Source organism: Bacillus cereus group sp. Bc061, assembly GCF_027715825.1.
GTDB classification, from domain to species: domain Bacteria; phylum Bacillota; class Bacilli; order Bacillales; family Bacillaceae_G; genus Bacillus_A; species Bacillus_A paranthracis.
In genome coordinates this window covers 43642-69829 of the sequence record NZ_JAQFTZ010000007.1, presented here as the reverse complement: position 1 = coordinate 69829, position 26188 = coordinate 43642, and the positions used below count along the sequence as shown (strand labels likewise).

The window sequence follows — 26188 nt, the reverse complement described above, 5'->3', positions numbered from 1 at the left end:
AAATACATTAAATATTTTATTGTTTAAATAAGAGGTGGATAACATGCCAAATGATATGATGCATATCGATAAAATTCAAGCTCTTGCCTTTTCGATTGGAAAGAAAATGCAGACAGAGTTATTAGAACAAATGCAAGCAACAGGACTTACACCACCGCAGTTTTATATTTTAAAGATTTTAGATCATTATGGAGCTTCAAGGGCGACAAAATTAGCAAAAAAGATGTATGTAAAGCCTAGTGCAATTACAGTGATGATCGATCGCTTAATTGACCAAGAGCTTGTAGAGCGTTATCACGACAAAGAGGACCGTCGTGTTGTCGTCATTGAGTTAACCAAAAAGGGGAAAGCTAGAGTAGAAGAGGCAATGACCGCTCGTAATGAGCACATTGCAAAATATTTCTCACATTTAGAATTACAAGAAAGAGAAGATTTGTTACGCCTCTTTGAGAAGTTAGAAACAATTATTTGCGGGACACAAGAGAAAAAAGAGAATAACTAAGAGGAATTGAGGAGATTACATGGAGCAACAAGAAAATATAAATAGAAAGTTGTTGTTAATCGGTTTAATCATTGCGATGCTATTTGCTGCCTTAGATGGAACAATCGTTGGTACAGCAATGCCGCGTATCGTCGGTGAACTAGGCGGATTAAGCTTAATGACGTGGTTAACAACAGCTTATATGTTAACATCAACGACAGTTGTACCAATCGCAGGTAAATTAGCGGATTTACTTGGCCGTCGTAACGTATATATAACAGGGCTAGTTATCTTTATGGTTGGCTCAGCATTATGTGGTATGGCAAATGGTATGACAGAATTAATTATTTTCCGTGGTATTCAAGGTCTTGGTGGCGGTATTATGATGCCAATGGCTATGATTATTATCGGAGATATGTTCACGGGGAAAGAACGTGCGAAATGGCAAGGTATTTTTGGTGCGTTATACGGTCTTGCTTCTGTAATTGGACCACAAGTGGGTGGTTGGATTGTAGATGCAGTGAACTGGAGATGGGTATTCTACATTAACTTGCCAGTTGGTATTTTAGCAACAATCTTTATTGCAATGGGATTAAAATCACATAAACAAACAGGACCAATTAAAATTGATATCGCTGGGATCTTTACGATGATTCTCGGTGTTGTAAGTTTATTACTTGCATTAACATTTGGTGGAAAAGATTACGCATGGGATTCTTGGCAAATTATCGGGTTATTTGCATTAGCTTTAATTGGTATCGTTAGCTTTGTTATCGTTGAAACGAAAGCGGAAGAACCCATTTTACCGATGCATTTCTTTAAAAATCGTACATTTACATTACTAAATGCGATTGGATTCTTTATGAGTATTGGAATGTTCGGTGCGATTATGTTCGTACCATTCTTCATGCAAGGAATTGTAGGAGTAAGTGCTGCTGAATCAGGAACAATTATGACGCCAATGATGATTACAATGATTGTGATGAGTATTATTGGCGGGCAACTTGTATTAAAAGTTGGTGTAAAACCACAAATTATTACAGGAATGCTTATAATGGCTGGAGGGTTCTGGTTATTAACAACGATGGATATGCACACAACTAAATTGACTGCTACTTCTTATATGATGGTTATCGGTTTAGGAATGGGTCTTGTAATGCCGACATTAACATTAGCGTTACAAGAAAGCTTCCCGAAAAAAGATCTTGGTGTCGTAACATCATCAAGTCAGTTCTTCCGTCAAATCGGTGGAACATTTGGTATTACAATTTTAGGATCAATCATGAATAACACTTCAGGTACAACGTTAACAAAAAATTTAGTACCTGTATTAGATACATTCCCAAAAGAAGCGGGACAAATGGTAACGAAATTTAAAGATATGATTCATACAGATCCGCAAGGCTTATATTCAATGTTATTTAGTCCAGAGGCATTAAAACAAATGCCAGAAGCATTCGCTAATAGCATTGTACCAATTTTGAAAAACTCTTTAGTAGACTCACTTCATACTGTATTCTTAACAGGATTAGTATTTATCGTAGTAGGCGCTATCTTTACGATTTTCTTACAGAAGATTAAACTGTCAGATCGTAAAAAAGATGCTGAAGAGCCAGCTACAGAGGAAAAAGAACAAACTGTATCCTATTCGTAATGAAAAAGCATCGCCTTATGGCGGTGCTTTTTTGAGTATAACCTTAAAAGCTTTTTCGTGAGAAATGATTGACGTATTTCTAGAAATACGTTATATTATTTTCTGTAAACGGTTACATGAAATGGAGAGGAAAGAAAATGAGTACGATTAAAGACGTTGCAAAATTAGCGGGAGTATCTGTTGCGACCGTTTCCAGAGTGTTAAATAAAAATGGATATGTTCATGAAGATACTTTAAAGAAAGTAGAACGAGCGATTGAGATGCTAGACTATAAGCCTAGTACAGTAGCACGTTCACTGTATAATAAAAAATCTCGTTTAATTGGCTTAGTTGTTCCAAATATCGTGAATCCATTCTTTCCAGAAGTTGCACGTGCCGTAGAAGATGTAGCGCATAAGCAAGGGTATACAGTTGTACTTTGTAACTCTGATGAAAGTTTAGAGAAAGAAAAGCAATATATTGATGTACTTAGGCAAAATAATGTAGATGGATTTATTGTAGCGACAAATCCACAAAATAGTGTGAATTACATGAACTTGTCAGTACCAGTCGTTGCAATTGACCGTATGTTTAATGAGCGTATACCTGCTGTGTATGCAGATAACTATGCGGGAAGTCAGGCAGCGACAAAGTTATTAATAGATAAGGGCTGTAAACATATTGCACATATTCGTGGACCGCGTGACGTAAGCACAGCAAATGAACGTTTTGAAGGCTTTGTAGACGTTATTACGCAAAATAATCTTTCTTATATGATTGCAGAGAGTACATTTAATCCAGCTAATAGTGAGCGTGTAGCGGTGGAACTATTAGAAGAATACCCGCATATTGATGGAATTGTTGCTGGGAATGATTTAATTGCAATAGGTATCGTAAAGGCTGCGCTTCAAAAGGGGATTTCTATTCCGGATGATTTACAAATTATCGGATTCGATGGAATTTCTTTAACAGAGATGATGTATCCATCTATTACAACTGTTGCACAGCCAATTTATGAAATGGGGAAAGTTGCAACAGAACTGCTGTTAGAGCAGATGGAAGGAAACGTATTAGAAGAGAAACACTATCGTTTACCGATTGAAATTATAGAACGAAATACAACGAAATAAGGAGATGAAATAGATGCCAAATATTGCAGTAGTAGGTAGTATTTCAATGGACTTAGTGGCTGTTTCAAAAAAACGTCCGAAAGCAGGAGAAACAGTAATTGGTGAAGCATTTCATACAATTCCAGGAGGAAAAGGAGCTAACCAGGCGGTTGCTGCAGCTAGATTAGGCGCAAATGTAGCGATGGTTGGAGCGGTAGGAGACGATAATTATGGAACTGTAGTGAAGAAAAATTTAGAGAACGAACGCGTTTTTATCGACTATGTGGTACCGGTTACAGATGTAGCGACCGGAATTGCTCATATCGTTTTAGCAGAAGAGGATAACAGTATTGTTGTCGTGCAAGGAGCGAATGCTCTTGTCAATGAGTCGGTTGTAAATCGTTCAAAAGATCTTCTTATAAAAGCTGATATGGTTGTGCTTCAACTAGAGATTCCGCTTGAAACAGTAAAATATGTATTAGCTATTTGTGAGGAACACAAAATCCCGGTTATGTTAAACCCAGCGCCAGCACAAGTGTTATCAGAAGATATTTTAGAAAAGGCAACTTATATTACGCCAAATGAACATGAGTGTCGCATCGTATTAGATGATTTCACATCACCAATTGAAGATTTACTAGCTAAATATCCAAACAAACTATTGATGACAGAAGGTTCTAACGGTGTACGTTTCCATAATGGTACGGAGATTGTACATGTTCCTAGCATTGCTGTTGATGTAGTAGATACGACTGGAGCTGGTGATACATTTAATGGTGCATTAGCAGTTGCGCTTTCTGAAGGAGAAACACTTCAAAAAGCAATTCGTTTTGCGAATATTGCTGGTGGTCTTTCTGTAACGAAACTTGGGGCGCAAGGCGGTATGCCAACGAGAGATAAAGTACGTGAAGTGCAGGTGATTGTCGGATGAAGAAGCACGGCGTATTAAATAGTGAGATTGCATCAATCCTTGCTTCACTTGGGCATACGGATACGATTGTAATTGCTGATTGCGGTTTACCAATTCCTGACGGAGTAAAAAGAATTGATTTAGCTGTTGAAATAGGAAAACCTAGCTTTTTAGATGTATTGCAAGTGGTAGCTGATGATATGGCAATTGAAAAAGTGACGTTAGCAGAAGAGGTTATTAACAATAATGCGGAAATAAATAAAGAGATTGAGCTGAAATTAGTAGAGCCAGCGTTTGAATATGTATCTCATGAACAATTTAAAGAGCATACAAAGAAAGCGAAGGCCATTATTCGTACAGGCGAGGCTACGCCTTATGCCAATGTAATTTTACATGCAGGCGTGATTTTTTAATAAAGGGAAGTGATGGGAATGCGTATTGAAATGAAAAATATTTCAAAGGCGTTCAATGGAAATCCTGTTTTGAAGAATGCACAATTTATGATTGAAACAGGAGAAGTCCATGCATTGATGGGGGAAAATGGAGCGGGTAAATCAACGCTCATGAAGATTTTAACAGGTGTATACAAAAGAGATGGTGGAACGATCACGATTGATGGACAAGAACGAACTTTTAAAAATGCGAAAGAAGCTGAAGAGTACGGTATTGCATTTATACATCAAGAATTGAACATATTACCGAATTTAACAGTAGCTGAAAATATGTTTCTCGGTAAAGAGTTAATGTATGGGAAGACAGGTATTTTACGTACGCGTCAAATGAACGCGATTGCGCAGCAGCAACTAGCAGAGTTAGGATTACATGTAAAAGGCGCTATGTTGGCAGGAGAGTTATCGGTTGGACAACAGCAAATTATCGAAATTGCGAAAGCACTAATGACAAATGCAAGCGTTATTATTATGGATGAGCCTACAGCTGCATTAACAGATCGTGAAATTGAAACGTTGTTTACTGTCATTAATAAATTACGTAAAGAAGGCGTTTCGTTCGTTTATATCTCACATCGAATGGAAGAAATTTTTTCAATATGTGATACCATTACGATTTTACGTGATGGGGAATACGTCGGAAAGAGATCCATTCCGGAAACATCGTTTGATGAAGTAGTGAGTATGATGGTGGGACGCAGCATTGGTGAACGTTACCCAGAACGAAATAGTCAAATTGGCGATGTGATTTTTGAGATGCGTAATGGAACGAAAAAAGGGAAGTTTGAAAATGTATCGTTTCAGGTGAGAAAAGGTGAAATCCTTGGTGTTGCTGGTTTGATGGGAGCTGGCCGTACAGATATTATGAAAGCGATATTTGGATACGAACCTTTAGATTCTGGCCAAATTTTTATAAATGGACAAGAAGTAAAGATTGATAGTCCGATAGATGCGATTAGACAAAGAATCGCTTTCATTACAGAGGATAGAAAATCTGAAGGATTAGTGTTAGATTTCTCAATTCGGGAAAATTTGGCTTTAACGAATTTAGAAAGTCTTTCAAAGGGGAATGTCGTAAGTAACGAACTAGAACAACAGTTTACGGCGGACATGATGAAGCTTCTTAATGTGAAAGCATCTAGTGGAGAGCAAGCGGTAAAATCTCTTTCTGGTGGAAATCAGCAAAAGGTTGTAATTGCAAAATGGCTAGGTATCCACCCGCAGTTACTCATTTTAGATGAGCCAACAAGGGGTGTTGATGTTGGAGCAAAAAAAGAAATTTACTCTATTATGAATAAGCTTACCGAAGAAGGAGATGCCGTTATTATGGTATCATCTGAGCTTCCAGAAGTTTTAGGGATGAGTGATCGCGTTCTTGTTATTCATGAAGGAAAAGTCGGCGGCATTTTAGAGAAAGATGAGGCATCACAAGAGTCTATTATGGCACTAGCTACAGGGGGAGAGTAAGGATGGCTAAGAAGGGGAATGTATTACAACAACTTGGGTCTTTAATTGGACTAGCGCTAATTATTGTAGTAATTACGGCTTTAAATCCAGCGTTTATTGAAATTCCAAATTTATTTAATATACTGCGTCAAGTATCGATTAATGCGCTTATTGCATTCGGAATGACCTTTGTAATTTTAACAGGGGGTATTGACTTATCGGTAGGTTCTATTTTAGCATTATCAAGTGCACTTGTTGCTGGAATGATGGCAAGTGGCATGGACCCGTTCCTTGCGATGGCAGTTGGATTATTAGCTGGTCTTGTAATGGGAATTGTAAACGGTATCATCATAGCGAAGGGAAAAGTAGCTCCATTTATTGCGACTTTAGCAACAATGACTATTTTTCGCGGGTTGACGCTTGTTTATATGGACGGACGTCCGATCACTGGTCTTGGTGATCATTTAATGTTCCAAATGTTTGGCCGCGGTTATTTTCTTGGTATTCCAGTACCAGCTGTTACAATGATGATTGCTTTCGCAGTGCTGTACTTCATTTTGAAGAAAACGACATTTGGTCGCCGTACATTTGCAATTGGTGGAAATGAAGAAGCAGCAGCATTATCAGGTATTAATGTTACGAGAATTAAAGTAATGATTTACGGTCTTTCCGGAATTTTGGCAGCGCTTGCAGGTATTGTCTTAACATCACGACTAGATTCTGCACAGCCGACTGCAGGTACTTCTTACGAATTAGATGCAATTGCAGCAGTTGTATTAGGTGGAACTAGTCTTTCTGGGGGAAGAGGATGGATTGTTGGTACATTCATCGGTGTACTTATTATCGGTGTACTAAATAACGGTTTAAATTTATTAGGTGTATCTTCTTTCTTCCAACAAGTTGTAAAAGGACTTGTAATCTTACTAGCTGTATTAATTGATCGCCGAAAAGAAGCGTAATGGAGGGACAGTTCATGAAGAAATGGTTACTTATACTCGTTGCATGTATTATGGTCATTACTGCTGGTTGTTCAATGGAACCACCAGAATGGGCAAAGGATTCTAGCGATAAAGGTCGAAATAAAACTATTAAAGTTGGATTCTCTGTTTCAACTTTAAATAATCCCTTCTTTGTAACTTTGAAAAAAGGTGCAGAAAAGAAAGCGAAAGATAGTGGCATCGAATTGATTGCTGTTGATGCACAAAATGATGCAGCAAAGCAAACAAATGATGTTGAAGATTTAATTCAAAAAGGTGTCGATGTAGTTGTTATTAATCCAACCGATTCAGATGCTGTTGCTTCAGCAGTAAGTGCAGCAAATGCAGCGAATGTTCCTGTTATTACAGTAGACCGCGTTGCGAATTCAGGTAAGGTTGTTTCTCACATTGCATCTAATAATATCGAAGGTGGTCAAATGGCTAGTGATTACATTCGTGAATTAGTCGGCGAAGGAGCAAATGTTGCTGAGTTAGAAGGAATCCCTGGATCGTCTGCTGCTCGTGAACGTGGGAAAGGATTCCATAACGTAGCCGATAAGTCTTTAAAAGTAGTTGCTAAACAAGCGGCTGATTTTGATAGAGCAAAAGGATTATCTGTTATGGAAAACATTTTGCAAGCAAATGGTGATATTAAAGCGGTGTTTGCGCATAACGACGAGATGGCATTAGGTGCACTTGAAGCATTGAAGTCTGCTGGAAAAACAGATGTAGTCGTCGTTGGATTTGATGCAACTGAAGATGCTGTGAAAGCGGTTAACGATGGGCGTATGGCTGCAACAGTCGCTCAAAAACCGGAATTAATCGGAGAGAAGGCGATGCAAACAGCAAAAGAGATCACGCAAGGTAAAAAAGTGGACAAATCTATTCCGATTGAATTAGAGCTTATTAAGAAAAATAAATATAAAATGAAAATTAGGAAGGAAGAATAACAAATGAAATTCTTTATTGATACAGCAAACATTAACGAAATTAAAGAGGCAAATGCATTAGGCGTATTAGCTGGAGTAACGACAAATCCATCACTTGTAGCAAAAGAAGGCGTAGATTTTCACGAGCGCATTCGTGAAATTTGCAACGTTGTAGAAGGACCTGTAAGTGCAGAAGTAATTAGCTTAGAAGCTGATAAAATGATCGAAGAAGGAAAAGAATTAGCGAAAATTGCTCCAAACGTTGTTGTAAAAGTTCCAATGACAACAGAAGGTTTAAAAGCAGTAAAAGCATTCTCTGACTTAGGAATTCGTACAAACGTTACATTAGTATTCTCAGCAGTTCAAGCATTACTTGCAGCTCGTGCTGGTGCAACATACGTTTCACCATTCTTAGGTCGCTTAGACGATATCGGTCATAACGGTATGGACTTAATTCGCCAAATCGCAGAAATCTTTGCAATTCATGGTATTGAAACAGAAATTATCGCAGCATCTGTACGTCACAGTGTTCACGTAACTGACGCAGCATTAAACGGTGCACATATTGCAACAATCCCAGCAAACGTAATTGCTTCATTAGTGAAGCATCCATTAACAGATCAAGGAATTGAGAAATTCTTAGCTGATTGGGAAAAAACACAAGAGAAATAATAGAAAATCAAGAATCCTAGTTTAATTGACTAGGATTCTTTTTTTATTTAAAAGAATTTTCATGCAATTTTGCATATTGTCTTTTAAATTTGTTATATAAACTATTTAATATATACAAATCACTCTTTATTTTTCATATTTTGATATAGACAGATAGAGAGTCTGACCAGAAAACTGGAGGGCATGATTCTATAACAGAAAGCTTAATGTTTATAGAATTATGCCTTTTTATATAGGGAGGGCAGAAAGTAGAGCTTTTGATTTAAATGTACTTATTTATCCCACTTTATCTGAATTTTAAGTTTTATAAAAGGAGAGAAATGAAATGAGAAGAAAAGCGCCATTTAAAGTGTTATCGTCATTAGCAATTGCGGCAATTATCGGATGCACATCTGTAATGAGTGCCCCATTAGTATACGCAGAAACACCAGCAAAAGAGAAAGAAAATGTGTCTACAACACCAATTGATTACAATTTAATTCAAGAAGATCGTCTAGCGGAAGCTCTGAAAGAAAGAGGAGAAATTAATCCAGCATCTTCTAAAGAAGAGACGAAAAAGGCTGTAGAGAAATATATTGAAAAGAAACAAGGGGACCAGGCAAATAAAGAAATTCTTCCAGCTGATACTGCTAAAGAGGCATCTGATTTCGTGAAAAAAATAAAAGAGAAAAAAATGGAAGAAAAGGAAAAGGTAAAGAAACCTGAAAAAAACGTTAGCCCTGAGCAAAAGCCTGAACCAAATAAAAAACAATTGAATGGGCAAGTTCCAACATCTAAAGCAAAGCAAGCGCCGTATAAGGGATCTGTTCGAACGGATAAGGTATTAGTGTTACTTGTTGAATTTAGTGATTATAAACATAATAATATTGATCAAACACCAGGGTATATGTATTCGAATGACTTTAGTAGAGAGCATTATCAAAAGATGTTATTTGGTAATGAACCATATACGTTATTTGATGGTTCGAAAGTAAAAACATTTAAACAATATTACGAAGAGCAGTCTGGCGGTAGTTATACGACAGATGGATATGTAACGGAGTGGCTAACAGTTCCAGGAAAAGCATCTGATTATGGAGCTGATGGTAGCAGTGGTCATGATAACAAAGGTCCAAAAGGCGCACGTGATTTAGTGAAAGAAGCTTTACATGCAGCTGCTGAGAAAGGGTTAGATTTATCTCAGTTTGATCAGTTTGATAGATATGATACAAACGGGGATGGGAATCAAAATGAACCTGACGGTGTAATTGATCATTTAATGGTAATCCATGCTGGTGTTGGTCAAGAAGCAGGTGGTGGTAAATTAGGTGATGATGCGATCTGGTCACATCGTTCAAAATTAGCAGTAGATCCAGTAGCGATTGAAGGTACAAAATCAAAAGTAGATTACTTTGGTGGAAAAGTAGCAGCACATGATTACACAATTGAACCAGAAGATGGAGCAGTAGGTGTGTTTGCGCATGAATTTGGACATGATCTTGGATTACCAGATGAATATGATACGAAATATACTGGAACTGGTTCACCTGTCGAAGCTTGGTCATTAATGAGTGGAGGTAGTTGGACAGGGAAAATTGCAGGAACAGAGCCAACTAGTTTCTCACCACAAAATAAAGATTTCTTACAAAAGAATATGGGTGGCAACTGGGCAAAAATTTTAGAAGTAGATTACGATAAAATTAAGCGTGGTGTAGGAGTTCCTACATATATTGATCAAAGTGTTACGAAATCAAATCGTCCAGGTGTTGTACGTGTTAACTTACCAGGCAAAAGTGTTGAAACAATTAAACCGGAGTTTGGAAAGCATGCATATTATAGTACAAGAGGCGATGATATGCATACAACATTAGAAACACCGTTCTTTGATTTAACAAAAGGAACAAATGCAAAGTTTGATTATAAAGCAAATTATGAGTTAGAAGCAGAGTGCGATTTTGTTGAAGTGCATGCAGTAACAGAAGATGGAACGAAAACATTAATTGATAGACTTGGAGAAAAAGTAGTCCAAGGAGATAAAGATACAACAGATGGGAAATGGATTGATAAGTCATACGATTTAAGTCAATTTAAAGGGAAAAAGGTAAAACTGCAATTCGATTATATTACAGATCCAGCAGTAACGTATAAAGGTTTCGCGATGGATAATGTAAATGTAACAGTTGATGGACAAGTAGTGTTTTCTGATGATGCAGAAGGAACATCAAAAATGCAGTTAAATGGATTCGTTGTTTCTGATGGAACAGAGAAAAAAGCTCATTATTACTACTTAGAGTGGAGAAACTATGCGGGATCAGATAATGGTTTAAAAGCAGGAAAAGGTCCAGTGTATAATACAGGTCTTGTCGTTTGGTATGCAGATGATAGCTTTAAAGATAACTGGGTTGGGGTGCATCCAGGTGAAGGATTCCTTGGTGTTGTAGATTCGCATCCAGAGGCACTTGTTGGCAATTTAAACGGAAAACCAACTTACGGTAATACAGGTATGCAAATTGCAGACGCTGCATTTTCATTTGATCAAACACCAGCATGGAGTGTAAATTCATTAACACGTGGACAGTTTAACTATTCTGGATTACAAGGTGTTACAACTTTTGATGATTCAAAAGTATATAGTAATAAACAAATTGCAGACGCAGGAAGAAAAGTTCCGAACCTTGGACTTAAATTCCAAGTTGTTGGACAGGCAGAGGATAAATCAGCAGGCGCTGTTTGGATTAAACGTTAATAACAGAAAAGCACATTCTTCATATGAAGAATGTGCTTTTGAATTTGTACAGTAAGTTATTATTTTAGCTTATGTAATACAAGTGTCTGTTTATATGTAGTGTATCAAATTATGTAGGGAAAGGAAATATTTCCGAGGAAATTGTCGAAGTATCGTTGGTATTGATAAACTTTTTTTGTAAAAGAAGAAATGTAGTATTGCCTTTACCATTCAATTTATTTACATTGTTACTTAGCTACACACAAAAGTAATATATTCGGCAATAAAAAAGCGCTATTGGATAGTGCTCTTTTTTATGGATAGAAAGGAGTGAGTTACATGAAAGAAGTAATTGAATGTCCACAGTGTGAAGGGAATATTACTGCACAACATATTATGGAGCTCCCGCATCCTTTTTCATTCAAGTGTCCACACTGTAAGGTGGGGCTAAAAGAAATGAGGATCACACCATGCTTAATATTAGCGGCAATTTGTATCATTCCACTGTTTATTATAATTGGAGAGAGTATTAAGGAATTGCTAGTAAAATATTTTTCTATTATAGACGATGTCCCAACTGTATTTATTTTCTTCTTATTTTGTTATCCATTGTATTATCTCTATGAAAAATATAATGCCATATTGTTTATTAAATACGGCTTATTGAAAGTTAAAAGTTGAATAGAAGTTTATCATTAAAAAAAGACAATGATGGAATTATCCTATCATTGTCTTTTTTACTTTGTCTCTGCCTTTTACTTTGCTTCTTACGTAAATCATTCCGGCAAATGTTAATAAGAATGCAGTTCCGATAACGAAGCTAACGCTAGGGGATGCCCCGATTGCTCCAACTGTAAAGGATCCAGCAACAACGCCTAACGAGAAGAAAGCATAAAACAATCCGAATGCTTTTCCGCGTTTATCATCTGTCGTATTTTCAACAAGTAATGCGTTTATCGATGGGAAAAGGATAGCGAATCCAATGCCATAAATCATCATAACGATAAAGAGCATGCCTTTTGTTGCGAATAATCCAAGTAAAGATAATGCTAATGCCATTACTGCAATACCAATTAACATTAGTTTTGAACGATTAAATCGATCGTAAATACGATTTGTTGGCAGTAAGAAGAAGAGGATAGCGGTAATGCCGAATACACTTAACATCATGCCTGTTGTAGATGCTTTAAGGGCTAATGCTTCAACCTTTACTGGTAACATATAAGTGACAATTCCTTGTGAAAACATGAGTGTGAAAGCACCAATATATGCCTGTAATAACGGTTCTGATTTCAATAGTTCAAACATATCTTCTTTGTTCATCATTTGTGTTCTTGAAGTATCTTTTCTTGATACGTTATTTGGTAAGAAGAAGAGAGATACAATTGTACCAAGAACCATTAAAATAGAAATGGTAATGAACACCCACTCTATACCGGCAGTTGCTTTCATAATTCCGCTAAAAGCAGGTCCTACAATTGCCGCTGTTCCAACTGCAGCCCCAGATAGAGCCATTGCCTTACCTTGCCTTGCTGCATTTGTTTGTTTGGATAAAAACGTAAAGGCAGCAGGAATTAAAAATCCATCACTAAAGCCATGCATAAAGCGCACAACTAATAGTTGTTCACCACTTTGAACAACAGTGTATAACAAGACTATGAAACTCGTAAGTCCCATGCTTATATAAAGTATTTTTTTTGCACCAAATTTATCGACAGCAGCGCCAGCAATAATATTACCGATCATATTAGCGAATGAGTACATGCCGACAACTAGCCCAATAATAAGAGGGGATCCTCCAAGACTTTGAGCGAACGTACTCATAATAGGTAATTGTGAAAACGTATCTAGAAACGCTACGATAACAATAAAGTAAATAAAATATTTCAAGCGATATTCACCTCTCCTATGCTATTATGGCATAATGCGAATTTCAACCGCAATGAAATTGAATTAACAGATGTGGAAAAAAGTACAAAGTGACAAAATATTGAACGTTATTTGTTAAAATTTAGTGGAAATGAGATTGTTTTTTTGAAATATATGGATAGAAGTATTATAATAGATTTGTAAACTTCACCAGGTTAAGTATATACATAGAGAGGGATGTATAAAATGAAAGCATTACTTTGGCATAATCAACGTGATGTAAGAGTAGAAGAAGTACCAGAACCAACTGTAAAACCAGGAGCAGTTAAGATTAAAGTGAAATGGTGTGGTATCTGCGGGACAGACTTGCATGAATATTTAGCAGGACCTATTTTTATTCCGACAGAAGAGCATCCATTAACACATGTAAAAGCACCGGTTATTTTAGGTCATGAGTTTAGCGGTGAGGTAGTTGAAATCGGTGAAGGCGTTACATCTCATAAAGTGGGAGACCGCGTCGTTGTAGAACCAATTTATTCTTGTGGTAAATGTGAAGCTTGTAAACATGGACATTACAATGTTTGTGAACAACTTGTTTTCCACGGTCTTGGCGGAGAAGGCGGCGGTTTCTCTGAATATACAGTAGTACCAGAAGATATGGTTCACCATATTCCAGATGAAATGACGTATGAACAAGGTGCTCTTGTAGAACCAGCAGCAGTAGCGGTTCATGCAGTACGTCAAAGTAAATTAAAAGAAGGGGAAGCAGTAGCAGTCTTTGGTTGTGGTCCAATTGGACTTCTTGTTATCCAAGCAGCTAAAGCAGCAGGAGCAACTCCTGTTATTGCAGTTGAACTTTCTAAAGAACGTCAAGAATTAGCAAAATTAGCAGGTGCGGATTACGTATTGAATCCAGCGACTCAAGATGTATTAGCTGAAATTCGCAACTTAACAAATGGTTTAGGTGTAAATGTAAGCTTTGAAGTAACTGGTGTTGAAGTAGTACTTCGTCAAGCAATTGAAAGTACAAGTTTCGAAGGACAAACTGTAATTGTTAGTGTATGGGAAAAAGACGCAACAATTACTCCAAACAATCTTGTACTAAAAGAAAAAGAAGTGGTTGGTATTTTAGGATACCGTCATATCTTCCCAGCTGTTATTAAATTAATTAGCTCTGGTCAAATTCAAGCAGAGAAATTAATTACGAAAAAAATCACAGTAGATCAAGTTGTTGAAGAAGGATTTGAAGCACTTGTAAAAGATAAAACACAAGTGAAAATTCTTGTTTCACCTAAATAATATAGAATAGTAAAAAGTAGCTCTTTTCTAGAAATAGAAGAGGGCTACTTTTTTTCTGTACAGAAAGGTGATAGACTTTCCTGTAACTACAGGTATTTTGTTTGGAAGGGGAAGTCTCATGCTTTCATTTATGTTGACATTGAAACGAATGCTAAAAGCTTGTTTACGAGCGTGGAAAGATAAAGAATTTCAAGTATTATTCGTATTAACATTTTTAACATTAACATCTGGTACGATTTTTTATAGTACAGTTGAAGAATTACGTCCTCTTGACGCTTTGTATTTTAGCGTTGTGACGCTGACGACTGTCGGTGATGCGAATTTTAGCCCGCAAACTGATTTTGGGAAGATATTTACAATCTTATACATATTTATTGGGATTGGATTAGTATTTGGATTTATTCATAAGTTGGCAGTTAATGTACAACTGCCGAGTATATTATCGAATAGAAAAAAAGAGTAAAGCATGTGGGTGCTTTACTCTTTTTTTACATTAGTTTAGAGAAGCCTTAATAATAGTTTATTAAAATGAAAGTGTATTCATTCATTATATTCACTGTGTATAAAGTTATAATGATATGAACATTTACATATTTTGATTTAGTAATAGAAATTTCATGAAAGGTGGGATATTCTAGTCATAGGTTAACCGGATGACATTATAGGATCCTAACAAAAAGTTTACAATAATTCGATTATAAAATGGAGGATTTCAGATGAAAAAGAAAGTACTTGCTTTAGCAGCAGCTATTACAGTAGTAGCTCCTTTACAAAGCGTTGCATTTGCTCATGAAAACGATGGGGGAAGTAAAATAAAAATAGTTCACCGCTGGTCTGCTGAAGATAAACATAAAGAAGGCGTAAATTCTCATTTATGGATTGTAAACCGTGCGATTGATATTATGTCTCGCAATACAACACTTGTAAAACAAGATCGAGTTGCACAATTAAATGAATGGCGTACGGAGTTAGAGAACGGTATTTATGCTGCTGACTATGAAAATCCTTATTATGATAATAGCACATTTGCTTCACATTTCTATGATCCAGACAATGGAAAAACATATATTCCATTTGCAAAGCAGGCAAAAGAAACTGGCGCTAAATATTTTAAATTAGCTGGTGAATCATATAAAAATAAAGATATGAAACAAGCATTCTTCTATTTAGGATTATCTCTTCATTATTTAGGAGATGTAAACCAACCGATGCATGCAGCAAACTTTACAAATCTTTCGTATCCACAAGGATTCCATTCTAAATATGAAAACTTTGTAGATACGATAAAAGATAATTATAAAGTGACGGATGGAAATGGATATTGGAACTGGAAAGGTACAAATCCAGAAGAGTGGATTCATGGAGCGGCAGTAGTAGCGAAACAAGATTACTCTGGAATTGTAAATGATAATACGAAAGATTGGTTCGTAAAAGCAGCTGTGTCACAAGAATATGCAGATAAATGGCGTGCTGAAGTTACACCGATGACAGGTAAGCGATTAATGGATGCACAACGTGTTACTGCTGGATACATTCAGCTTTGGTTTGATACGTACGGAGATCGTTAAGTATTTAAAAAAGGTCAAATCTCACAATAGAGTATTTGACCTTTTTATCAATTTAGCCAAGAAGACTCCTTCCTCAAGGAGCGTGAAGGGCGTAGCCCAGCGAGTAGGTGGGAGATGAATTGGCTTCGAACAAGAGATGGCAGGAAGTCATCTTAATTGTTCGACATATGTAAAGTGTTACCGGATAATTTGTCATAATCACTTAACTAACTATCGAATGTGCATTTGGTATATAATGGAAATATATCGAAATGGAGGTGAAATGAAGGATGATCAATAAAGCGTATAAATTTCGTATCTATCCAAATAAAGCACAAGCGATCCTGATCAATAAAACGATTGGTTGTTCTCGTTTTGTATTCAATCACTTCCTATCTCTATGGGATAATGCATACAAAGAAACAGGAAAAGGTTTGACATATGGTACATGCTCTGCCAAACTTCCTGCCATGAAGAAAGAGTTTGTTTGGCTAAAAGAAGTGGATAGTATTGCTATTCAATCGTCTGTTCGCAACCTTGTGGATGCTTATACACGCTTTTTTAAAAAACAAAACAGTGCCCCGCGTTTCAAATCTAAAAAGAACAACGTACAATCTTATACCACAAAACAAACAAATGAAAACATTGCTGTTGTCGGAAACAAAATGAAATTGCCGAAACTAGGTCTTGTTCGATTTGCCAAAAGTCGTGAAGTAAAGGGACGTATTTTAAATGCTACGGTTAGACGGAACCCTTCTGGCAGATACTTTGTGTCATTGTTAGTTGAAACAGAAGTGCAAGAACTTCCGAAAACACATTCTTATATTGGAATGGATGTAGGATTAAAAGATTTCGCCATTTTGTCAGATGGAACAACCTATAAAAACCCTAAATTTTTTCGCTCATTGGAAGAGAAGTTGGCAAAAGCACAGCGCGTTCTTTCTAGAAGAATGAAAGGATCTTCTCGCTGGAATAAACAACGAGTAAGGGTAGCTAGAATTCATGAATACATAGCTAATGCTAGAAAAGATTACTTGGACAAAATCTCAACTGAAATCATCAAAAACCACGATGTTATCGGTATAGAAGATTTGCAAGTATCGAATATGTTAAAAAATCATAAGTTAGCAAAAGCGATTAGTGAAGTATCTTGGTCACAATTTAGAACGTTGCTAGAATACAAGGCAAAATGGTATGGAAAACAAGTCATTCTGGTATCCAAAACATTTGCTTCAAGCCAATTATGTTCTTGTTGTGGGTATCAAAATAAAGACGTTAAGAATCTAAATCTTCGTGAATGGGATTGTCCTGAGTGCAATAGTCATCACGACAGAGATATTAACGCAAGTATCAATCTTAAAAATGAAGCTTTAAGGCTTCTAACCGTAGGAACTACGGGGATAGCCTAATGAATTAGAAGCCATTAGGCTTCTGTACTTAGGAATCTCCCACTTCAAACAGTCCGTAAGGACGTTAAGTGGTGAGTAGTTCAATACTATACACATGGAGGTATGGAACGTGAAAGGCAAATTGCTAAAAGGTGTACTTAGCCTTGGGATTGGTTTAGGAGTTTTATACGGAGGATCTTCAGCTCAAGCAGATACGTCTACAGATCAAAACAACATTTTGAAAGTGATGACGCATAACGTGTACATGCTATCAACTAACTTATATCCGAATTGGGGACAAAGTCAGCGTGCTGATTTAATTGGGGCGGCAGATTATATTAAAAATCAAGACGTTGTTATATTAAATGAAGTGTTTGATAATAGTGCTTCAGATCGCCTTTTAGGAAATTTGAAGAAAGAATACCCAAATCAAACAGCTGTATTAGGTCGTAGTAACGGAAATGAATGGGATAAAACGTTAGGTAGTTATTCATCTTCAACGCCTGAAGATGGAGGCGTTGCAATCGTGAGCAAATGGCCGATCGTTGAAAAGGTTCAATATGTATTTGCAAATGGATGCGGGCCGGATAATTTATCGAATAAAGGATTTGTATACACGAAGATTAAGAAAAATGATCGTTTCGTTCATGTAATTGGGACGCATTTGCAGGCAGAAGATAGTATGTGCGGAAAAACTTCACCTGCATCTGTACGTACAAACCAGTTAAAAGAAATTCAAGATTTTATTAAAAATAAAAATATACCAAATGACGAGTACGTCCTATTTGGTGGTGATATGAATGTGAATAAAATAAATGCTGAGAACAATAGTGACTCAGAATACGCATCAATGTTCAAAACATTGCACGCTTCTATTCCATCTTATACGGGACATACAGCAACTTGGGATGCGACGACAAACAGTATTGCAAAATATAATTTCCCTGATAGCCCTGCCGAGTATTTAGATTATATTATTGCAAGTAAAGACCATGCGAACCCGTCATTTGTAGAGAATAAAGTGTTACAACCGAAATCTCCACAGTGGACTGTTACATCATGGCTCAAAAAATATACGTATGATGATTATTCTGATCATTATCCAGTAGCAGCAACTATTTCTATGAAGTAGTCCTAAAAAAGTTTCTTCTTAAATAGGAAGAAACTTTTTTATTTTGTAGAGGAGATTCCAACTTTCTTTCCAATATGTATAAGACATATAGAGAAGAGGAGAGAAAAAATGTGGATCGAGGAATTTTTAAAGAAGTGCCATTACCGTGTGCATTTTTGGATGAAGTAGCTTTAGATAGAAATATTCAATTGATTATAGAATTAAGTGGCAATAAGAAGATTCGTATAGCGAGTAAATCGTTACGTTCTGTTCCGGTTATGCAAAAGATTTTAGCTGCAAATGAACGATTTCAAGGTATTATGTGTTTTTCACCTAGGGAAGCCTTATTTTTAATTGAACAAGGATTCAATGATTTATTGCTCGGATATCCTGCTTATGATGAAAGAGCGTTACATGAAATAAGTTTGCTAACAAAGCAAGGGCTCATTATAACTTGTATGGTGGATTGTGAAGATCATATTGTTTATTTAGAAAAAATTGCTGAGAAGTCTAAAGGATGTTTTCGTGTTTGCTTAGATATTGATATGAGTAGTCGTTTTTTTAAGTTTCATTTTGGGGTCAAAAGATCACCGGTAAAAGATGTGCAAGGTGCTTTGAAAATAGTAAAAAGGTTGAAAGAATCATCATTTTTAATACTAGATGGTGTAATGGGATATGAAGCCCAAATTGCTGGGGGAGGAGATCACATACCGAATCAACGAGCGAAAAGTAAAGTGATTTCATATTTAAAGAAGAAATCAGTGTTAGAAGTTAAAGAAAGAAGAGGACATATCGTAAAAGAAATACAAAATCTGGGTATTGAACTAAGATTCGTAAATGGGGGAGGCACAGGAAGCATAAAAACAACTGAGCAAGATCATTCAGTTTCAGAGATTACAATAGGTTCGGCTTTTTATGCCCCGAAGCTGTTTGATTATTATAAAGAGGTGCAATTTCATCCAGCTGTCGGGTTTGCTTTACCAGTTGTGCGTAAACCAGCCCCAACAATTTACACTTGTCTAGGTGGTGGATATATTGCCTCAGGCGCAATTGGGAAAGATAAAGAACCTGAGATTTGGAGGCCGAATGGTGCAAAACTATTAGCTTTAGAAGGCGCTGGTGAAGTGCAAACACCGATTTTTTATAACGGTGAGGAACGAGTAGAGATAGGAGATTCTATCTTATTTCGTCATAGTAAAGCTGGCGAATTATGTGAGCGGTTTCCATTTTTATATCGTGTGAAAGAAGGAGAGATTGTTGGGGAGTATTCAACATATCGGGGGGATGGCCAATGCTTTCTATAAAGGGACAAAAATGGAGAAATTGGACAGGGAATGTAGAAGGAACACCGCATTATACGATGTATCCAGAAAGTATACAAGATGTAGTAGAAGTTATAGAGCTTGCGCGAAAGAAAGGGAAGAAAATTCGTGTTGTCGGTTCAGGACACTCGTTTACACCTCTTGTGCAAACGGAAGAAATTTTAGTTTCTTTAGATGAATTGAAGGGAATTGTGAATATTGATACGGAAGAAATGGTTGCCGAAGTATGGGCAGGAACAAAGTTACATGAGCTAGGGAAGTTACTTGAGGAAAAAGGTTATGCGCAAGAAAATTTAGGGGATATTGATTCGCAATCTATCGCAGGAGCAATTAGTACGGGGACGCATGGAACGGGTATTACCTTTGGAAGTTTATCAACACAAGTTATAGAGATTACGGCAGTTTTATCTACAGGTGAGACTATAGTTTGTTCGGAAACGGAGAATGTAGAATATTGGAGGGCCTTTCAGTTGTCACTTGGGATGCTAGGTATCATTGTAAGGATAAAATTGAAAGTTATCAGGGCGTATTCACTTGTGTATGAAAGTGAAAAACAAGCATTATCTACTGTAATGAACAAATTAGAAGAATATAAGAAGAATCGCCACTTTGAATTCTTTGTTTTTCCTTATTCAGATGAAGTGCAAGTGAAAATTACAAACGAAACAACGGGTAAAAAAAGTGATTTGAAATGGCATAAACTAAAGGTAGAGTTACTTGAAAATAAGATGTTCTCTTTGTTATCTAAAGGATGCAAATGGTTTCCTTCTATAAGTAAAGGAGTAAGTCGATTATCGGCTAAAGCTGTACCGAATACAAAAATAATTGGCCCGAGTTATGAAGTATTTGCTACATCGCGTGCGGTTCCATTTTATGAAATGGAGTATAGTGTTCCTTCAAAGTATATGCAGGCCGTTGTAGAAGAAATTTCAAACCTTATTGAAAAGAAAAAGTATAAAGTGCACTTCCCAATTGAATGCCGTTATGTGAAAAGGGATGATATATGGCTCAGTCCAGCGTATGGAAGAGATTCTGCGTATATAGCTGTTCATATGTATAAAGGTATGAAGTATGCTGCTTATTTTGGTGAGGTGGAGAAAATTTTTCTAAAGTATGAAGGACGCCCGCATTGGGGAAAAATGCATACGTTAACGTACGAAAAATTACAAAATATATATCCAGAATTGCATTCGTTTCTAAAGGTGAGGAAATTATTAGATGAAGCAGAAATGTTTTCAAATCCTTACACAGAAAAGTTATTTACGATTATGAAAAAAAGCTGACAAAGTATTACTTGTCAGCTTTTTTTAGTACGATCGCATTTCTTGTTTGACTAATTCGCTCGTAAAATAGTAACTTATCACGACTAAATACATGTAATAAAACATGAATAATAAATAGACCGTTAATTACGAGTTGGAATAATAATATAACTATTAATACTAAAGGTTCTTTAAGATTTAAGATAGAGCTACTAGAAAGAATATAATTGATTCCACCTAAAACGAAATAGAATATACCATAACGGATGAATAGTTCCTTCAACGTAATACGATCTGATTGTCCTTTCACGTAAATACGAAGCAATGCTTTACCGATTGTCTTTCCATTCGTAAAGTATGGAATGATAATAAAGTAAATAAAGATCGAACACGTTATGAAAATGAGTTCGTATATGTTCGTGTAAGATTGAATATTAGAAACAAAGAAAGAATTTCCTTTGTTTTTAATGACAGGTACAACGATGGATAAGAAAATCCAATCAATTTGCATCGCGATAAAGCGACGAACGAATCCGACTGGTTTCGTTTCCAAATCAATATGACTATCTAATTCGCTTGCTTTCGGAAGGAAGTACGTAAAAATTGGTGCAATGATAAAGCCGATTACGCCGCCTAATGTATTTAAAAACAGATCATCTATATCAAATAAGCGGTACGCACAATTGTATATACCGTATAGTCCAGTCACTTGTGTTAGCTCGAAAAAGAGTGAAAGACAAAAAGAAATACAAATTGTTTGTAAGAAACTACGTCGGAAATAATACCGTAAGTAAATACCGAATGGAACGGTTAATAGAACGTTAAATGCTACTTGTAAAAACGCAGATTCTTTTAATAGGTAGAAATAAGTAGCTGGTTTCGTTAAAATTGCCGAAGTACGATTACTAATTTCTTGTATGAAATAAAATGGTGATAGTTGCATGTGCTGCGTATTAGCCGGTTGTAGGCTACAAGTATCATATGTTTGTGGCAACGGCAAAATCACAAGAAAATAGGCATTTAATAAGTAAAGCAATAATGAGTATAAAATAAATGAACGCCATTTATTTAAATAACCATACTTTCGATAATTAAATATTAAAAAAGGGATTAATAGAAACATTGCTAAAAAAGGAAATAAAATAAATGCTGTTTTTACAGGGAATAAATATGCAGTCAAAATGAAGCTCCTTTCAATGAAAATTCGTTTACCATTATAACGTTAAAAGAACCTTAAAACAAAATTAAAATATTTTGAAATAGAAAAAATTATAAATTTTAATAGAATTAAGTTATACTAAATTTAATATAAGGATATTATGATTATTATAAGTTGAAAGAGGGAACAAGATATGCGATATGAGCTTTTTTCTGTAAGTGGGAATCATATTACAACTTTTGAAAGTGCGTGGCGTTTTCAAGAGGGAGAACAGATTTTTGTTCATGATGATCAAATAAAACGAAATTTTATTATTATCCGCCTAACGCATGATGTATTTCAACAAAATAAACATGTTATTCGTTTGTATTGTCAAGAAAAGAAAGTATATGCATAAAAAAACGAGTCGTTCTAGTGTAATAGAATGACTCGCTTTTTGATTTGTAAGTTTCACCTTATAAGAAAATAAGAGTAAGTACACCTACGATAATGCAATAGAAAGAGAAATATTTTAAATTTCCTTTTGCCATAATGTTCATAAACCATTTTAATGAAATATACGTCATGATAAATGTTGCGATAAATGCAACGATATATGGTACGAATAGTGTATCTAGATTTGGATCTTTTGCAATGTCTGTAATACTTAGTAATAAACCACCTAAGCTAACAGGGATATATAGTAAGAATGAGAAACGAAGAGCCGTTTCTTGCTTCATACCAAGTAACATCGCTGCTACGATTGTTGCACCTGATCGGCTTATTCCAGGAATTAGTGCGCAAGCTTGTGCTAGGCCGACAATAATTGCGTCTTTCATAGAAAGGTCGCCATCATTTTTACGTCCACGCAAGTTTCTAATAATCCAAAGACCGACAGCGGTAATAAGAAGGGAAATCCCAACCATTTTCACACCTTTTAAGTATTGATCGATGTAATCTTTAAATAAAACACCAATAACACCTGCTGGAATGGTCGCAATAACAAGGTAAATAATAAAGAAGAAATCTGATTTTGCATCTTCTGCTCTTGTAAATATATAAGATAGACCATTCTTCGTTAGACGAATTAAATCATTTCTATAAATAAGTAATACAGCTAATAATGAAGCTGAATTAACAAGTAGTTCAAAGCTAAACCCTTCGATTTTTAGTCCTAGCAAATGCTGTGCTAAAACGAGGTGACCGCTTGAAGAAATCGGAATCGGTTCTGTTAGTCCTTGGAACAGACCAAGAATTAAATATTTTAAAATGTAGTAAAATTGTTCCATAATAACCTCCTTGTTTAATAGTCGAAAGAAACAACTTGTCCATTATAACAAAGATACGGATGAATATTGAGAAGAAATAAATATTCGAAATATAATAAAAATCCCTTATAGCAGTATAAGGGATTTTTATTGTTAACGAGAAACTGCTGTTTCTTCAAGACTTTTCGTTAATTGAACATCGACTTTCTCAGCATCATGAATGTGATTCATAATAGTAGTATTTAACTTTTGGAACATTTGTTGTGTAGTAGCGAATTCTCGTAATATATCATCATTACAAGACTTTTGGTTTTCAATAGCTTTAATAACATTAGTAGCACCGTTTTGTAACGTTTGAATCATAATTAAAATATTTTCAATTCTAGCGTTTGTATCGGCACTCATTTCTACACCTTCATCGACTAAATGCAAATTATCTTTTGTATTATCGTATGCTTTTTCAATTTCTTCTTGAATTTTTTTCGTTAAGTTGCCAATGTTTTTTGTACTTTCAGCTGTACTTTCAGCTAATTTTCTTACTTCATTGGCAACGACAGCGAATCCTTTACCGTGTTCACCAGCACGTGCAGCTTCAATGCTTGCATTTAAAGCAAGTAAATTTGTTTGTGCTGCAATGTTTTGAATGACTTCTACAATTTGCTCGATTTCTTTTGAGCGTTCACTTAAATGATTCATACTATTAGACGTACGTTGAGATTGTTCGCCTAATTTGTTAATTACAATAAGTAAACGGTGAACAGATTCTTTTCCTTCATTAGAGCAGTCAATGATTTCTTCAATAGATTGAATTAAGCTTTGTTCTTTTTGTAACATTTCATTATTTAATTCATTGGAATGTGTCGTGCGTGTTGAAACATTTTCGAAACATGAGCTTAATTGTTGAACTAAATTTTGAAGTGTATTGTGCTGGTTATTTACAAGTTGATGCTCTTGAACAACGCTTTGTACACGATCGTGGATAGAAGAAATAGTCTCTTGTTGTTCGATATCCTTTTGTTTTAATTCTGCTTCTAGTTCTTGTATACGACTTTCTAATTGATCAATTTTATGTTGGAGTGATTTCTTTTGAGTAAACATATATTTATTTCAACCGCCTTTAGAAGTTATATTTTCTCTATATTTGGATTTTAGCATCTTTTATAATTTTTAAATATAGGAATTGTTAAATATTTAAGAATCTATTACATTTTATGCATAATTCCCTTTTTTTCGTCATGAAAAATAAACTGTATTTAATGGTATTGTAAACAAACTGTAAAATAAATCATGTATAACTGTATAAGAAGGGAGTCGGATTATGAACTATTTTAAGCGAATCAGTAGTCTAGTATTAGCAGGAATTATAAGTCTTTCTAGTACAGTCGCTGTTAAAGCAGAGTCAAACGACGAGAAACTTAACAACATGCAACAGCAATTGCAGCAAAACGATGCAGAAATGCAAAAGAAAGAGCAAGAGAAGCAAGCTGTTAGTAAAGAAATTCAAGGTATCGAAAACGAACTACATAATTTAAATAATACAATTGCAAAAAATAAAGAGGATCAAGCTGCTATTCAACGTAAAATTGATGAAACACATAAGCAGATTGAGCAAAAAAAGGAAGAAATTGTCGTTTTAGAGGATAAAGTCCTTGCTCGTAAAGATATTATGAGAAAACGTATGGTTTCTGTTCAAAACAGTTCAAATACAAGTTTAGTAGTAGAAGTTGTAGTAGAGTCAAAAAACTTTGCAGATTTCTTACAACGTATGAACGCAGTTTCTACTATTTTAGAAGCTGATAAAGAAATTTTACGTCTACAGGAACAAGATCTTCGTCAAATTGAAGCAGACAAGAAAACAATTGACGAAAAAGAAGCATCTTTAGTAGTAGACAAACAAAAATTAGCAAAAGCACAAGCTGATTTGCAAGATAACTTGAAAAAGCGTCAAGCTAACTTACAAACAGTTCAAGCTAAATATAATCAGGTTGCAAGCCAACTTAATTTAGCTGCAGAAGAAAAGGCTAAAATCGAATCAAACATGAAGGCAGTACAAGAAACGATTGCTCGTGAGCAAGAAGCAGCAAGAATTGCAGCAGAAGAGCGTGCAAAAGCGGAGGCAGCTGCAAAGGCTGAGCAAGAAGCTTTAGCGAAAGCGCAAGCGGAAATTGCTGAAAAGCAAAAGCAAGCAAAAGCTAGTAAACCAGCTGAACCAGTTACTAATAATAATTCGAAGGTAGAACCTCCACAACCTAAACCATCTCCTAAGCCAACTGCTGGTGGGAAAGAAATTTATGTAGAAGCTACAGCTTATACAGCTGATCCAGGGGAAAATGGTTATGCACCAGGTCAACAAGTATTCTCTGCATGGGGACCAGGTGGTAAAGGTTATAATCTAACTGCAAACCCAGGAATGAAATTAATTGCTGTAGATCCAAATGTTATTCCATTAGGTAAAACTGTAAATGTTGAAGGTTATGGAGTCGCAATTGCAGCAGATACTGGTGGAGCGATTAAAGGTAACAGAATTGATGTGTTAATGCCTGATAAAGGGTCTTCTAGTCAATGGGGAAGAAAAATCGTTAAAGTTACAATTTTAAACTAACACGTAATCCAACTTTACAATACGTAGAGTTGGATTTTTTTATAAAAACAATGTTAAGTTGAGTTTACATTT

Annotated in this window: 23 protein-coding genes and 1 pseudogene; 20 read left to right on the top strand and 4 right to left on the bottom strand. The window is 35.8% G+C overall.

From position 1 onward, the window contains the following. Positions 1-43 precede the first annotated feature (43 nt). The 11 genes from PDQ40_RS20460 to PDQ40_RS20410 all read left to right on the top strand — a co-directional run bounded on the left by PDQ40_RS20460 (position 44) and on the right by PDQ40_RS20410 (position 11991). Entirely contained in the window at positions 44-502 is a 459-nt protein-coding gene (locus PDQ40_RS20460) for a MarR family winged helix-turn-helix transcriptional regulator (RefSeq protein WP_001132356.1), read from the top strand. A 19-nt stretch (positions 503-521) separates the two neighbouring features. Then, positions 522-2135 (top strand): MDR family MFS transporter, encoded by a 1614-nt coding sequence (locus PDQ40_RS20455; RefSeq protein WP_000437635.1) that lies wholly within the window; start codon positions 522-524, stop codon positions 2133-2135. 137 nt (positions 2136-2272) lie between these two features. After that, entirely contained in the window at positions 2273-3244 is a 972-nt protein-coding gene (rbsR, locus tag PDQ40_RS20450) for a ribose operon transcriptional repressor RbsR (RefSeq protein WP_080489211.1), read from the top strand. A 13-nt stretch (positions 3245-3257) separates the two neighbouring features. Further along, positions 3258-4154: a ribokinase gene (rbsK, locus tag PDQ40_RS20445; RefSeq protein ID WP_270691604.1), complete on the top strand. Its 897-nt coding sequence runs from the start codon at positions 3258-3260 to the stop codon at positions 4152-4154. After that, positions 4151-4546 carry a D-ribose pyranase gene (gene rbsD, locus PDQ40_RS20440; RefSeq protein WP_000716155.1) on the top strand — a complete coding sequence of 132 codons (396 nt, stop codon included), beginning with the start codon at positions 4151-4153 and terminating at the stop codon, positions 4544-4546. Before rbsK ends, rbsD begins: the two co-directional genes overlap by 4 nt. 18 nt (positions 4547-4564) lie before the next feature. Continuing rightward, on the top strand, positions 4565-6049 hold the full coding sequence (gene rbsA / locus PDQ40_RS20435) for a ribose ABC transporter ATP-binding protein RbsA (RefSeq protein ID WP_270691603.1): 1485 nt from the start codon (positions 4565-4567) through the stop codon (positions 6047-6049). A gap of 2 nt (positions 6050-6051) precedes the next feature. Beyond that, entirely contained in the window at positions 6052-6987 is a 936-nt protein-coding gene (locus PDQ40_RS20430; protein ID WP_001074633.1) for an ABC transporter permease subunit, read from the top strand. 14 nt (positions 6988-7001) lie between these two features. Continuing rightward, on the top strand, positions 7002-7955 hold the full coding sequence (rbsB, locus tag PDQ40_RS20425) for a ribose ABC transporter substrate-binding protein RbsB (RefSeq protein ID WP_270691602.1): 954 nt from the start codon (positions 7002-7004) through the stop codon (positions 7953-7955). Positions 7956-7958: 3 nt separating this feature from the next. Next, the gene (fsa, locus tag PDQ40_RS20420; protein WP_000667661.1) at positions 7959-8606 is read left to right on the top strand and encodes a fructose-6-phosphate aldolase; all 648 of its coding nucleotides are present in this window, start codon (positions 7959-7961) and stop codon (positions 8604-8606) included. Between the two features lie 325 nt (positions 8607-8931). Then, positions 8932-11331, top strand: a complete 2400-nt coding sequence (gene inhA2, locus PDQ40_RS20415) for a M6 family metalloprotease immune inhibitor InhA2 (RefSeq protein ID WP_001252994.1) — start codon at positions 8932-8934, stop codon at positions 11329-11331. Positions 11332-11649: 318 nt separating this feature from the next. Continuing rightward, positions 11650-11991: a hypothetical protein gene (locus PDQ40_RS20410; protein ID WP_000665758.1), complete on the top strand. Its 342-nt coding sequence runs from the start codon at positions 11650-11652 to the stop codon at positions 11989-11991. A 36-nt stretch (positions 11992-12027) separates the two neighbouring features. On the opposite strand, the gene PDQ40_RS20405 is transcribed toward PDQ40_RS20410, so the two are convergent. After that, a complete protein-coding gene (locus PDQ40_RS20405) occupies positions 12028-13200 on the bottom strand; it encodes an MFS transporter (protein WP_000873241.1) in 1173 nt (390 codons plus the stop codon). A gap of 225 nt (positions 13201-13425) precedes the next feature. Here PDQ40_RS20405 and bdhA point away from each other — a divergent pair, with 225 nt between their 5' ends. The 7 genes from bdhA (at position 13426) to PDQ40_RS20370 (ending at position 21129) form a co-directional block, all read left to right on the top strand. Further along, positions 13426-14478, top strand: coding sequence for a (R,R)-butanediol dehydrogenase (gene bdhA, locus PDQ40_RS20400; protein ID WP_000645822.1), 1053 nt, complete (start codon positions 13426-13428; stop codon positions 14476-14478). A 118-nt stretch (positions 14479-14596) separates the two neighbouring features. Continuing rightward, entirely contained in the window at positions 14597-14941 is a 345-nt protein-coding gene (locus PDQ40_RS20395) for a potassium channel family protein (protein ID WP_000948232.1), read from the top strand. 253 nt (positions 14942-15194) lie between these two features. Next, positions 15195-16046 carry a phospholipase CerA gene (cerA, locus tag PDQ40_RS20390; protein WP_000731014.1) on the top strand — a complete coding sequence of 284 codons (852 nt, stop codon included), beginning with the start codon at positions 15195-15197 and terminating at the stop codon, positions 16044-16046. A gap of 269 nt (positions 16047-16315) precedes the next feature. Continuing rightward, entirely contained in the window at positions 16316-17434 is a 1119-nt protein-coding gene (gene tnpB / locus PDQ40_RS20385; protein ID WP_000608415.1) for an IS200/IS605 family element RNA-guided endonuclease TnpB, read from the top strand. 94 nt (positions 17435-17528) lie between these two features. Further along, positions 17529-18545, top strand: coding sequence for a sphingomyelinase C (gene sph / locus PDQ40_RS20380; protein ID WP_012644199.1), 1017 nt, complete (start codon positions 17529-17531; stop codon positions 18543-18545). Between the two features lie 110 nt (positions 18546-18655). After that, positions 18656-19828: an amino acid deaminase/aldolase gene (locus tag PDQ40_RS20375; protein WP_000373740.1), complete on the top strand. Its 1173-nt coding sequence runs from the start codon at positions 18656-18658 to the stop codon at positions 19826-19828. Then, positions 19816-21129, top strand: a complete 1314-nt coding sequence (locus tag PDQ40_RS20370; RefSeq protein WP_000948916.1) for a D-arabinono-1,4-lactone oxidase — start codon at positions 19816-19818, stop codon at positions 21127-21129. The genes PDQ40_RS20375 and PDQ40_RS20370 overlap by 13 nt, the downstream gene beginning before the upstream one ends. Before the next feature lie 7 nt (positions 21130-21136). On the opposite strand, the gene PDQ40_RS20365 is transcribed toward PDQ40_RS20370, so the two are convergent. After that, entirely contained in the window at positions 21137-22288 is a 1152-nt protein-coding gene (locus PDQ40_RS20365; protein WP_000128043.1) for a VanZ family protein, read from the bottom strand. A 172-nt stretch (positions 22289-22460) separates the two neighbouring features. On the opposite strand from PDQ40_RS20365, the gene PDQ40_RS20360 reads away from it, so the two are divergent. Next, the gene (locus PDQ40_RS20360) at positions 22461-22664 is read left to right on the top strand and encodes a hypothetical protein (protein ID WP_001268337.1); all 204 of its coding nucleotides are present in this window, start codon (positions 22461-22463) and stop codon (positions 22662-22664) included. Positions 22665-22722: 58 nt separating this feature from the next. On the opposite strand, the gene PDQ40_RS20355 is transcribed toward PDQ40_RS20360, so the two are convergent. Further along, entirely contained in the window at positions 22723-23535 is an 813-nt protein-coding gene (locus tag PDQ40_RS20355) for an undecaprenyl-diphosphate phosphatase (protein WP_000434782.1), read from the bottom strand. Between the two features lie 132 nt (positions 23536-23667). Next, positions 23668-24201 (bottom strand): annotated as a pseudogene (locus PDQ40_RS28235) (methyl-accepting chemotaxis protein); the annotation flags it as partial. A 631-nt stretch (positions 24202-24832) separates the two neighbouring features. Between PDQ40_RS28235 and PDQ40_RS20345 the strand changes: the two are divergent. Further along, positions 24833-26116, top strand: a complete 1284-nt coding sequence (locus PDQ40_RS20345; protein WP_001105826.1) for a 3D domain-containing protein — start codon at positions 24833-24835, stop codon at positions 26114-26116. The last annotated feature ends 72 nt before the right edge of the window (positions 26117-26188 follow it).